Source organism: Halochromatium sp. (assembly GCF_046541315.1).
GTDB lineage: Bacteria > Pseudomonadota > Gammaproteobacteria > Chromatiales > Chromatiaceae > Lamprobacter.
Genome location: NZ_JBKHDN010000089.1, coordinates 1 through 10,753, shown reverse-complemented (window position 1 = coordinate 10,753; position 10,753 = coordinate 1). Strand labels below are relative to the sequence as shown.

At 64.3% G+C, this 10,753-nt stretch carries 16 protein-coding genes; 12 read left to right on the top strand and 4 right to left on the bottom strand.

The window, feature by feature from the left end:
• Positions 1-202: 202 nt before the first annotated feature.
• Positions 203-463: a response regulator transcription factor gene (locus tag ACLFQI_RS07660; protein ID WP_410758319.1), complete on the bottom strand. Its 261-nt coding sequence runs from the start codon at positions 461-463 to the stop codon at positions 203-205.
• 85 nt (positions 464-548) lie between these two features.
• On the opposite strand from ACLFQI_RS07660, the gene ACLFQI_RS07655 reads away from it, so the two are divergent.
• The 4 genes from ACLFQI_RS07655 to ACLFQI_RS07640 all read left to right on the top strand — a co-directional run bounded on the left by ACLFQI_RS07655 (position 549) and on the right by ACLFQI_RS07640 (position 2,293).
• Positions 549-827 carry a type II toxin-antitoxin system RelE/ParE family toxin gene (locus tag ACLFQI_RS07655; protein WP_410758318.1) on the top strand — a complete coding sequence of 93 codons (279 nt, stop codon included), beginning with the start codon at positions 549-551 and terminating at the stop codon, positions 825-827.
• Positions 828-857: 30 nt separating this feature from the next.
• Positions 858-1,145 (top strand): HigA family addiction module antitoxin, encoded by a 288-nt coding sequence (locus ACLFQI_RS07650; RefSeq protein WP_410758322.1) that lies wholly within the window; start codon positions 858-860, stop codon positions 1,143-1,145.
• 588 nt (positions 1,146-1,733) lie between these two features.
• The gene (locus ACLFQI_RS07645) at positions 1,734-1,964 is read left to right on the top strand and encodes a type II toxin-antitoxin system ParD family antitoxin (RefSeq protein ID WP_410758317.1); all 231 of its coding nucleotides are present in this window, start codon (positions 1,734-1,736) and stop codon (positions 1,962-1,964) included.
• Positions 1,961-2,293 (top strand): type II toxin-antitoxin system RelE/ParE family toxin, encoded by a 333-nt coding sequence (locus tag ACLFQI_RS07640; RefSeq protein ID WP_410758316.1) that lies wholly within the window; start codon positions 1,961-1,963, stop codon positions 2,291-2,293. The genes ACLFQI_RS07645 and ACLFQI_RS07640 overlap by 4 nt, the downstream gene beginning before the upstream one ends.
• A 17-nt stretch (positions 2,294-2,310) precedes the next feature.
• Here ACLFQI_RS07640 and ACLFQI_RS07635 read toward each other — a convergent pair whose 3' ends face one another.
• On the bottom strand, positions 2,311-2,946 hold the full coding sequence (locus ACLFQI_RS07635) for a response regulator transcription factor (RefSeq protein WP_410758315.1): 636 nt from the start codon (positions 2,944-2,946) through the stop codon (positions 2,311-2,313).
• A complete protein-coding gene (locus ACLFQI_RS07630) occupies positions 2,946-3,131 on the bottom strand; it encodes a hypothetical protein (protein WP_410758314.1) in 186 nt (61 codons plus the stop codon). The genes ACLFQI_RS07635 and ACLFQI_RS07630 overlap by 1 nt, the downstream gene beginning before the upstream one ends.
• Before the next feature lie 424 nt (positions 3,132-3,555).
• On the opposite strand from ACLFQI_RS07630, the gene ACLFQI_RS07625 reads away from it, so the two are divergent.
• Together ACLFQI_RS07625 and ACLFQI_RS07620 are read left to right on the top strand one after the other, a co-directional pair.
• Entirely contained in the window at positions 3,556-3,954 is a 399-nt protein-coding gene (locus ACLFQI_RS07625; RefSeq protein ID WP_410758313.1) for a DUF2267 domain-containing protein, read from the top strand.
• A 142-nt stretch (positions 3,955-4,096) separates the two neighbouring features.
• Positions 4,097-4,393 carry a c-type cytochrome gene (locus ACLFQI_RS07620; protein WP_410758312.1) on the top strand — a complete coding sequence of 99 codons (297 nt, stop codon included), beginning with the start codon at positions 4,097-4,099 and terminating at the stop codon, positions 4,391-4,393.
• A gap of 70 nt (positions 4,394-4,463) precedes the next feature.
• On the opposite strand, the gene polX is transcribed toward ACLFQI_RS07620, so the two are convergent.
• Positions 4,464-6,188, bottom strand: a complete 1,725-nt coding sequence (gene polX, locus ACLFQI_RS07615) for a DNA polymerase/3'-5' exonuclease PolX (RefSeq protein WP_410758311.1) — start codon at positions 6,186-6,188, stop codon at positions 4,464-4,466.
• Positions 6,189-6,840: 652 nt separating this feature from the next.
• Between polX and ACLFQI_RS07610 the strand changes: the two genes are divergently transcribed.
• The 6 genes from ACLFQI_RS07610 (at position 6,841) to ACLFQI_RS07585 (ending at position 10,497) form a co-directional block, all read left to right on the top strand.
• Entirely contained in the window at positions 6,841-7,794 is a 954-nt protein-coding gene (locus ACLFQI_RS07610; RefSeq protein WP_410758310.1) for a transporter substrate-binding domain-containing protein, read from the top strand.
• On the top strand, positions 7,698-7,931 hold the full coding sequence (locus tag ACLFQI_RS07605) for a GGDEF domain-containing protein (protein ID WP_410758321.1): 234 nt from the start codon (positions 7,698-7,700) through the stop codon (positions 7,929-7,931). The genes ACLFQI_RS07610 and ACLFQI_RS07605 overlap by 97 nt, the downstream gene beginning before the upstream one ends.
• Before the next feature lie 55 nt (positions 7,932-7,986).
• Entirely contained in the window at positions 7,987-8,490 is a 504-nt protein-coding gene (locus ACLFQI_RS07600) for a hypothetical protein (protein WP_410758309.1), read from the top strand.
• A 236-nt stretch (positions 8,491-8,726) separates the two neighbouring features.
• Positions 8,727-9,026, top strand: a complete 300-nt coding sequence (locus ACLFQI_RS07595; RefSeq protein WP_201246185.1) for an RNA recognition motif domain-containing protein — start codon at positions 8,727-8,729, stop codon at positions 9,024-9,026.
• A 170-nt stretch (positions 9,027-9,196) separates the two neighbouring features.
• Positions 9,197-9,397: a Trm112 family protein gene (locus ACLFQI_RS07590; protein WP_410758320.1), complete on the top strand. Its 201-nt coding sequence runs from the start codon at positions 9,197-9,199 to the stop codon at positions 9,395-9,397.
• 92 nt (positions 9,398-9,489) lie between these two features.
• Positions 9,490-10,497, top strand: coding sequence for an NAD-dependent epimerase (locus ACLFQI_RS07585; RefSeq protein WP_410758308.1), 1,008 nt, complete (start codon positions 9,490-9,492; stop codon positions 10,495-10,497).
• Positions 10,498-10,753: the final 256 nt, after the last annotated feature.

The window sequence follows — 10,753 nt, the reverse complement described above, 5'->3', positions numbered from 1 at the left end:
CCCCGTTTTTGTTCTTCTGTGACTTCGGCGCTGAGCTGGCCGATTCGGTCACCCATGGTGTCACCGGACCCGATGGCGCAAAGGATAAGGCGCCCCTTGGTGCCGGTGAATCCGTATGAATACGGAGCGCAATGGTGTCCGAGTGCCGTGGCTGGTCGGCACCGAGAGGATAGCGCCGCCTGCGTGACCAACCCCGAGGCGCTCAACCCAGACCGGTGGCCTCTTCCTCCCCGGGCGGACAGAGGGCGACCATGTTGCACAGCATCGCAATGCTATCGGCCTCCATCTTCTCCATCATCTTCGCCCGGTGGGTCTCGACCGTGCGCGGGCTGATCTCGAGTTCGCGCGCGATGTCCTTGTTCGACAGCCCTTGGGTCGCGAACCTCATCACCTGCCGCTCGCGTGGCGTCAAGCTCGCGCCGTCGCCACTCGACTCGAACCTCGCCTCGGGATCAAGCCACAAGCCTAGCATCTCGTGACCCCCATCACCCGCCCTGCTCAAAGAAGCGTACGCTTGAGGTATTACGCGCTGCGTAATATCATGAGCCATGATTAAGTCGTTCCGCTGCAAGGCCACCGCCACGCTGTTTGCCGGCCAGTCACCGCGCTCGTTTCGCGGGTTCCAGCGGGTCGCGGAGCGCAAGCTCGCCCAACTGCATGCGGCGACAACGCTCGACTTCCTTCGTAGCCCGCCCGGGAATCGTCTGGAAGCGCTGAGTGGTGACCGGGCGGGACAGCACAGCATCCGCATCAACGAGCAGTGGCGGCTGTGCTTTGTCTGGCGAGACGGCGATGCGTTCGATGTCGAGATCGTTGACTACCACTAAGGAGATCCAGCCATGATACCCACCAACGGTATGCGCCCGGTGCATCCGGGCGAGATCTTGCGCGAGGACTTCCTCGCCCCCTTGGGTCTGAGCGTGAACGCCCTGGCTGTGGCGCTGCACGTGCCGGCGACGCGACTGCATGAGATCGTCAAGGAGCGCCGCGCCATCTCGCCCGATACGGCGCTGCGCCTGGCGCGCTACTTCGGTGGCGATGCGCAGTCGTGGCTCAATCTGCAATCCAGCTTTGATCTGCGCCGCACGGAGTTGGATTCGCGCGCGGCGATCGAACGCGAGGTCACCCCGCGTGAGGCGGCTTGATGCATTGTTCGCGCCCGATGAAGACCAAAGCGCGGATTGATGCGCCCCCTCCGGGTTTGTCGTCATCGGCACCTCCGCATTATCCGCAGGGCTGGCCGACGCCTCTGCGTGACCTGTACAGTGCTTCTTCCTTGCTCGCCACTCGCCTCAAATTACGCTGACTTGACCGCCGACGACTTCACCGCGGAGGTGCGCAAACGTCGGCCCAAGGGCGTTGCGCGCTTGACGCCGAAGGCCTTAGCAGAGCTTGCTGGAGTCCACGAACAGTATGCCGCGCCGGCAAGGAACCGCAGGGTCCAGCTCCAAGCGGCAGAGAAGCGCATCGCCGCGCTTGTGAACCAAGCCTACGGACTCAGCGCCGACGAGATCGAGCTGATATGGAAGACGGCACCGCCGAGGATGCCTATTGGCCGTTGACAGTGCTTGCCAACAGCAGCCGTTCGGATGCAATCCCGGCGCCGGGGTCAACTGCATTTTGAGCCCGAGCGCCTGCATGATCTTCACGATCGCTACAGAACGCACGCGGAAGGATCGCCATCGAGACTTGCCAACTTTTGCCATCGGCGCTAATTTCTCGACATGAGCACAATGAACATCTCCCTCCCAGACTCACTGAAAACCTACGTCGATGAGCAGGTTGCTGATCGGCGATTCGGTACCAGCAGTGAGTACGTGCGCGACTTGATCCGCCGTGATCAAGACCGGCAGCGTCTGCGTCGACTTCTCCTCGACGGGGCCACTTCCGAACCCGGAGCGGTGGCTGATCCGACCTACTTCGACGCATTGCGCGAGCGCGTTCGTCAAGGTAAGGCCGATTGACGACGAAGGAGGTCATACCGCGGCGCCTCGCGATTCAGGATGTCGACGAGATCATCGAGCATTATCTGAAAACCAGCCCGAGAGCCATTGTGCTTGGGTTCGTGGATGCGCTGGAATCCGCCTATGCTCAGATCGGCTCGAACCCTGCAATTGGCTCACTGCGATACGCCTACGAGCTTGAGCTGCCGGGTCTGCGGTCATGGCCGCTCAAGCGCTATCCCTACCTGATTTTCTATCAGGAACGGGAAAAACATATCGATGTCTGGCGCGTCCTCCATGGCAGTCGGGATGTGCCTCGATGGATGCACGAGCAAGACGGGCTGGAGTGATCCGTAGACCGAGGCGCTCAACCTAGGCCGGTGGCCTCTTCCTCCCCGGGCGGACAGAGGGCGACCATGTTGCACAGCATCGCAATGCTATCGGCCTCCATCTTCTCCATCATCTTCGCCCGGTGGGTCTCGACCGTGCGCGGGCTGATCTCGAGTTCGCGCGCGATGTCCTTGTTCGACAGCCCTTGGGTCGCGAATCTCATCACCTGTCGCTCGCGTGGCGTCAAGCTCGCGCAGCGCGCGCGCACGGCCGCGAGCGCGCGCGCATCGTCCCGCTGTCGGCGGTCGATCTCGAAGGCGCGCTCGATGCGCTCGGTGAGCTTGCTCTTGCTCACCGGCTTCTCGAGGAAGTCGACCGCGCCCGACTGAACCGCGCGCACCGTGGTCGGCACATCGCCGAATCCGGACAGGAAGATGATCGGCAGCTCATAGCCGCGCTGACGCAGGGCCTGCTGCAGCTCCAGACCGTTCATGTCTGGCATGCGCATGTCGAGCACCAGGCAGCCGCGGTCCTGGTCCGAGCAGAAGGCGAGAAACGACTGGGCATTCGCGAATCCCTGGACCCGATAGCCGAGCATCTCGAGCAACATCTGCATCGATTCGCGCATCGCCTCGTCGTCATCGACGATGAAGACGCATTGATCCGTATTCATCAGTCTCCTCCAGTCATCGCCAGTGGCCGCACGAAGTGGAACATGGCACCGCTGCTCGCACCGCGATCGGCCCAGCGTTTGCCACCATGGCCCTCGACGAGGTCGCGGCTGATGGGAAGTCCCATGCCGAGGCCCGAGGCGCGCCAATCGAAGACCGCGAAGCCGACCGGCGCCAGATCGAACAAGCGGGCGTCGCGATCCTCGTCATCTCGCTATTCCGGCTTTGCCTAGCGCTTTGCCTAGCGATACAGCAAGTTCGGAGCCAGTTCCAGAAGCGGTGCCGGCGCGCGCCGGACCTCCGCGACGCGTTGCAAACGCTGGCATCGAGGTGGCTGCTTTGGACCAAGGCCTGGTTCCAATCACCCAGCATAGGCTGGCACAGCAGAGGCACGCTAGCCAGCAGGAATCGGCTCAAGAGCCCTGGGTCTCGGTCGGGATCGCGTCACCGAGCGAACGGCATGGCCTTTGCCGGCATGGCCTTTGCATAATCCTCATGGACGCATGGAACCGAATGGCGCGCAGGGAGGCGTCGCATCGAAGGCGCTCAGCTCGGCGGCGCCACCCAAGCCAAACGATCCTGACCATCCCCAACCCATGGAGATTCGAGTCATGCAGCTGCAAGAGTTTCTCGGACAGGTCCAACATCAGGCCCGGATGAGTTCGCTCGACGAGGCGCTCAGCGCCACCCGAGCGACACTCGAGACCCTCAGTGAGCGCCTCCAGGGCGGCGAGCCCGAAAATCTCGGGGCGCAACTGCCGGGCGAGTTCAAGCTCATGCTGAACAGCCATCGCGATCGGACCGAGACCTTCTCCTCGGACGACTTCCTGCAACGCATCAGCGAGCGCGAGGGCGTCGACCTGCCGGTCAGCGTCTTCCATACCCGGGCCGTGCTCAATGTCCTCCAGGACGCGGTGACGCCCGGTGCCATCGAACACGTCCGCGACCAGCTTCCAGCCGACTACCAACGGCTGTTCGAGGCCGGTAGCGAAGGCAAGATGTCGCATTGAGGCCATCTCAGTGCGCTCGCCGGAGCCACATCGGGTTTGGGCCGATCGCATCGCGATGCGGGCTCAACGGAGAGGCTGATCTAGCACAATGGGTAAGACTGTCATGTCAACATCTAGCCGTATCTTGACGCTGCCTTCAACGATGACCCTGATTGCGCCGGTCGTGCTCGCGCTCTGGGCCGCCCCGCTCTGGGCTGCCGAGGGAGGTGTCGACGAAGGCGAAGAGATCGCCGAGGAGATCTGCACCACCTGCCACCGGGTTCCCGATGAAGGGGGCGCTCCGGTGGGACCGACGTTCAGCACGCTCGCCGAGCAACGCGATTGGACCGCGCGGCAACTGAAACAGATCCTGAATACCGACCAGCACGAGGAGGCGGTACCGGCAAGCGAACTCCAGCTCAAAGCCGTGGCCCGTTACCTCAACCACCTCGCCGATTGACCCCTGCTGCACAGGCCTCGCAAGGATGAGTCCTGTCCGGGAGCCAGGCTGGATCGCCCGGCAAACTGACTCATCCGCGCTCGAGCAGCTTGCGCAGCTGCTCGAGCGAGCGAGTGTTGATGACGTCATCGGCCTCCAGCCAGCCGCGCCGGGCCTGGTCGACGCCGAAGCGGATGTAGTCCAGATTGGCGCTGCTGTGGGCATCGGTCGAGATCGCGACCTTGACGCCCATCTCCTTGGCGAGGCGGCAATCGGCGTCGCCGAGATCGAGGCGCTTGGGTTGGGCGTTGACCTCGAGGAAACAACCCCGCTCAGCGGCCGCCTCAAGCACGCGCTCCAGGTCCAGATCATAGGCCTCGCGCTGACCGATCAGGCGTCCGCGCGGATGGCCAAGGATCGAGAAATTCGGGTTGTCCATCGCCCGCAGCACGCGCTCGGTCTGCTGCTCGCGGGAGAGGTCGAACCTAGAGTGGATCGAGCAGACGCAGAGATCGAGTCGCTCCAGAATCGAATCCGGCAGGTCGAGCGAGCCGTCCGCCAGGATATCGACCTCAGTGGACTTGAGCACCCTGATCCGACCGTCGAGCGCCTCGTTCAAGCGCTCGATGCGATCGATCTGCGCGCTCAGCCGTGCCTCGTCGAGACCGCCCGCGACCGTCACACTCTGGCTGTGATCGGTGATCGCCAGATACTCATAGCCGCGCTCGGCAGCGGCCTCGGCCATCGCGCGCAGGCTCTCGTGACCATCGCTAGCGCGGGTATGGCAATGCAGATCGCCGCGGATGGCCTCGAGTTCGACCAGCTGCGGCAGCCGGCCCTGCTGCGCGGCCTCGATCTCGCCACGGTGCTCGCGCAGCACGGGCTCGATATAGGGGAGATCGACGCTGGCGTAGACCTCCTCTTCGGTGCGCCCGGCGATGCGCTCGTGGTCGCGGAAGACGCCGTACTCGTTGATCTTGAGACCGCGCTCCACCCCCATCCGGCGGACCGCGATGTTGTGGGCCTTGGAGCCGGTGAAGTAATGCAATGCGGCGCCGTAGGCGGCCTCCGGCATCAGGCGCAGGTCCACCTGCAGGCCCGAGCGCAGCACGACCGTCGAGCGGGTCTCGCCCTGGGAGACGATCTCGCGGACCTCTTCATGGCCGGTGAACCGCGCCATCACCGCTGATCCTTCAGCGGCGGTGACCAGGATGTCGAGATCGCCGACCGTCTCCTTGCGGCGGCGGAAGCTGCCGGCGATCGCGAGCTGCTTGACCCCTTCGATCGCGCCCAGATCCCTGGCGAGCGTGTCGGCGACCTCCTCGGCCTCCATCAAGCGGGTGCGCGCCTCCTGGCCCTGGCGCCGGGCCAGATGCTCGGCGATGGTCTCCTCGGTCTTGCGGCCAAAGCCCTCGAGCTGGCGCACCCGCTGATGATCGACGGCCTGTTTGAGATCATCGAGATTCTCGATCCCGAGATCCTGATGCAGCGCCTTGACCCGCTTTGGCCCGAGGCCCGAGAGGTGCATCAGCTCGCTCAATTGGGCCGGCAGGGTCTCCTCCAGCTCATCGAGCTGGGGCAGCTCGCCGGTTTCGGCGATGGTCGCGATCTTCTCGGCCATGCGCTCGCCGATGTCGGGCAGCTCGGTGAGATCGTCGCCGTTCTCGACCCGATCGGCGACGCTTTGTGCCAGTCCGGAGACGGTCTGGGCGGCTTGGCGATAGGCGCGCACGCGGTAGGCATTGCCGCCTCCGATCTCGAGCAGGTCGGCCGCGCGCTCGAGCCGATCGGCAATCTCTTGGTTATGGATCGTCATAGCATCGGGATGAGTGTCGTTTCTTTGAGCGCAGGTTCAAAACCACCATCGGTCGCTGATTTGCCCCACCTGACGCAGCCAAGGGGCGATTCCTGCCCATGGCGCGGCTTGTGGCCAAACCTGCATTGGCATGGGTCGTTTAGCCCGCCAATCGTCAAGCAATCTGGAGGCCAAGCATCTTGGAACGCGCGATCCTTCGGTCGGCCGTTGCCACGATCCTGACTGTTGCAGCAATGCGCGGGCCCTGGCTCAGCTTCTTGGCTTCAAGGGGCCTGTTTGACTTCTACCGCCGGTCACAGAGCCCGGTGAGGCCCCCGACCAGACGCCTTGAAGGCCAACGAACATCCTGCGCAATGCGGGACGAGCATTCCCGTCAATCGCCTAAGACGGCTAAAATGGTCGACGCCAGCGCGAGCATAAGCGGCACCGGGTCGCGTTGTGGTCGACATCGGACGAGACCGCCCAGCTCGCGCTGCTGCCAACCGCGCCGCCGCCGACTGACCCGCTCACCGGCCAGGATCCCGCTCAGCAAAATGGCCAAAGTCGAGAACGCTGACGGCATGACCGATGCCCCAAGCCTGTCCTCCCGATTGCAAGCAGCCCGTTCAGTTGAGGAGAGCGGCTCCGCTTCCAATCCCCCCGTATAAGGTCTATGCCCGGATTCACCGAACGTTTGCTGTCGATCGCGATCGCCCTGTCGCCGCTTGGCGTCGATGCCGCGCCCGATGCGGAGCGGCCGGTGCGCCTCTGTGTCGATCCGGCCTGGGCGCCGTTCGAGTACCTCGATGAGCAAGGCCAGCATCAGGGCATGGCGGCCGACTACTGGCGGCGCATGACGGAGCGCGCGGGGCTGCGCACCGAGGTCGTGCCGAGCGACTCCTGGCAGGCGTCGCTGGAAAAGGCCAAGCGCCGCGAGTGCGATGTGCTGACCTTGGCGATGGCAACGCCAGAGCGCCGGCAACACTGGCTGTTCACCGAGCCCTATGTCTCCTACCCCTTTGTGCTGGTCACGCGCAGCGAGGCGCCCGCGGTCGACCAATTGCGGGAGGTGGCCGACAAGACACTCGCGGCGGTGCAGGGCTACGCCTACACCGAGTTGATCCGAACCCGCTATCCGCGCCTCCGTTTCCTCGAGGTCGCGACGCTCAGTGAAGGTCTGGAGCGGGTTCGGCGCGGTGAGGCCTACGGCATGATCGATTCGCTTGCGACCGTGGCCTATGCGATCCAGCAGAACCAGCTGCATGAACTGAAGATCGCCGGCCGCTTCGACGAGTACTGGGAGCTGGCCATTGGCGTGCGCAGCGATCGCCCAGAGTGGCTGCCGTTCTTCGCCGCGATGGCGCAATCGCTCACCGCCGAGGATCGACGCGAGGTCGAGAACCGCTGGCTCGCCGCCTGGATCGAGTCACCGCCGGATCTGCGCTGGCTCTGGGCCTCGCTGGCGGTCCTGGCGCTGTCGGCCTGGATCACGGGTTCGCGCGGCTCGGCGGCGAAGAATTCGCCGCGCTCCTGTTCGACTCCGATCTGGAAGGCGCTAGGCAGATGGCCGAGCGCATCCGCGCCAGCACCGCCGCGACGCCGATGCACTTCGAGTCGCGCACGATGACGCTCACGGTCAGCATTGGCGCCACCTGCATCAGGCCGCACGATACCCCGGAGTCGCTGCTGGCTCGGGCCGATCAAGCGCTCTACGAAGCGAAACACGGCGGCCGCAATCGCGTCGTCATCCAGTCCGAGACCTGACGCCCGCCAGCAGGCGGCCAACACCTCTCCCCAACCTGTTCCAGGATGCCCGTTTATGACCCGAATGACGCTCCATCGCCGGCCGCGCCGGTTTGCACTCCCCGCCCTCGCCCTCATGCTGACGCTGGGCAGCTGTTCGGAGGACCCGATGGGGGCCGAGAACCGCTTCGCGCTGATGGCCCTCAGCCAATGCAACTATGAGCAAGCCCTGTTGCTCGTCGAGCAGGCCATCGAGCGCGGCAATGCCGATAATGTGGAGCGCGGGCTGATGCTGAAGGCCGCCATCCTGCGCGATCGCGGCGACAACGCCGCCGCCGAGGCGCTTTACCCGGCTCTCGAGGTGGCCTGGGAAGCGGCGAAGGGGAAATCGCTCTCGGCCAACCGACGCGAGCGTGAGATCAAGATGTTCCTCGACATCGCCCGGGCCGAACGCCACGTCAAGGGCCTCGACGCCGCCTGCAAGGCCGATCCCGAGCCCGCACCCGCAGCCAGCCCCGAGACCGGCACCGAGACCGAGAACGGCACCGAAACCGGTCCAGGCGCCAAGGACAGCGATTAACCAAGAAGATTTCGCTTTCACCCATCTCCGGTGGGGTGTATGCTGCGCCTATCGATGATCGCGATGCGCGAGCCAAGGGCCTCGGAGCCGCGCAACCCCGCCTTTCGCTTTCTCCCGAATGATCAAATCAAACCCGAGGGATGACAGGCTCATCCACCGCTATCGCCGCCTGATTGGCACATTGGTCGGCGGCGGTCCACCTTCCAACGGTGTGCATTTCCAGAGAGACGAGACAGATGAATATTTACGTCGGCAATTTGGCCTACAGCGTGACCCAGGATGAGCTTCGCGAGGCCTTCGGCGCTTATGGCGAAGTCGAGAGCGCGAACCTGATCATGGACAAGTTCACGGGCGAATCGAAGGGCTTCGGCTTCGTCGAAATGCCGAACAACAGCGAGGCAGACGCAGCGATCAAGGCACTCAATGAGCAGCCGATGAAGGGCCGTCCGATTCGGGTCAACCAGGCCAAGCCGCGAGCCGAGCGTGGACGCAATGGCGGTGGCGGCGGCGGTGCGGGCGGCGGTCGTCGCTGGTAAGCACTGAGCGCCTCGCCCCTCGCGCTCCATCGAGCTGAGGGGTCAGAGTCAAAAGGCGGCCAGGACGAGTGCATGCTCGTCCTGGCCGCTTTTTTTGTTCGGCGCGACCGGCCGCACTGCGGTAGCATTCGCACTGAATCCAGAACCACTCCGTCCGAGAGAACACCATGTTGGACAAGAAGCTCCTTGATATCCTCGTCTGTCCGGTCACCAAGGGACCGCTGATCTATGATCAGGACAACGCGGAATTGGTCGCGGTCGCGGCACGGCTCGCCTATCCGATCCGCGATGGCATCCCGATCATGCTCGAGGACGAGGCGCGTCCGCTGAGCGAGGACGAGGCCACCGCCTGGCGCAAGCAGCAGGGCTGATAGCGGCGCCCTCTCCTCTTCTGGCAACCTCTCTTGGCGCCCCCGGCGCTAGGGTCAGCGGACATCGCGCACAGCGTTGGAGACATGACAAGATGAAGGTGATGGTCACCGGTAGCGCCGGCTTTATCGGCTCGGCGCTCTCCCTGCGTCTACTCGAGCGCGGCGACGAGGTCGTCGGCATCGACAACCTGAACGATTATTACGATGTCGGGCTCAAGCAGGCGCGCCTCGCGCGCACGCAAGGCCAGTCCGGCTTCACCGATCTGCGCCTCGATCTCGCCGACCGCGACGGCATCGCGCGCGCCTTCGCCGAGCACAAGCCCGAGCGCGTGGTCAACCTCGCCGCCCAGGCCGGCGTGCGCTACTCGATCGAGAACCCGCTCGCCTATATCGACACCAATCTGGTCGGCTTCGGCCACATCCTCGAAGGCTGTCGCCACAATGGCGTCGAGCATCTGGTCTATGCCTCCAGCAGCTCGGTCTATGGCGCCAACACCAAGATGCCGTTCTCGGTGCACGACAACGTCGATCACCCGCTCAGCCTCTATGCCGCGAGCAAGAAGGCCAATGAGCTGATGGCGCACACCTACAGCGAACTCTACCAACTGCCGACCACCGGCCTGCGCTTCTTCACCGTCTACGGGCCTTGGGGCCGACCGGACATGGCGCTGTTTCTGTTCACCCGCGCGATCCTCGCCGGCGAGCCGATCCAGGTCTTCAATTACGGCAAGCACCGGCGCGATTTCACCTATGTCGACGACATCGTCGAGGGCGTGATCCGGGTCCTCGATCGCATCCCCGAACCGAACCCGAACTGGAGCGGCGCGGCGCCGGATTCGGCCACCAGCCGCGCGCCCTATCGGCTCTACAACATCGGCAACAACCGCCCGGTGGAGCTGATGCACTACATCGAGACGCTTGAGCAGTGTCTGGGTCAGACCGCCGAGAAGGAACTGCTGCCGTTGCAGCCGGGCGATGTGCCGGACACCTACGCCGATGTCAGCGACCTCGTCGACGAACTCGGCTATCGTCCGGCGACCAGCGTCGAGGATGGCATCCGTCGCTTCGTCGACTGGTATCGGGACTACTATCAGGCCTGATCCTTTGGTCGCTGCCCATTGTCTGCTTCCCGACGATCGCTGGACCCTGGTTCTCAAATCGGGAAGCTGTTGATGAACGCCTGCTTAGGCCAGGGCTTAATGCTAGGGCGGCGTGTCGGTGCTCGGCGTGGGTGCGGACGCTGGCGCCGTTGTCGATGTCGGCTCGGGCGACGTTTCCTTGTTCGGCGCCTGCCTGTCGAGCGCTGAGGTGGACGCCGGCGCTGGGGCCGGCACCTCGGACACGACCTCGAACTCC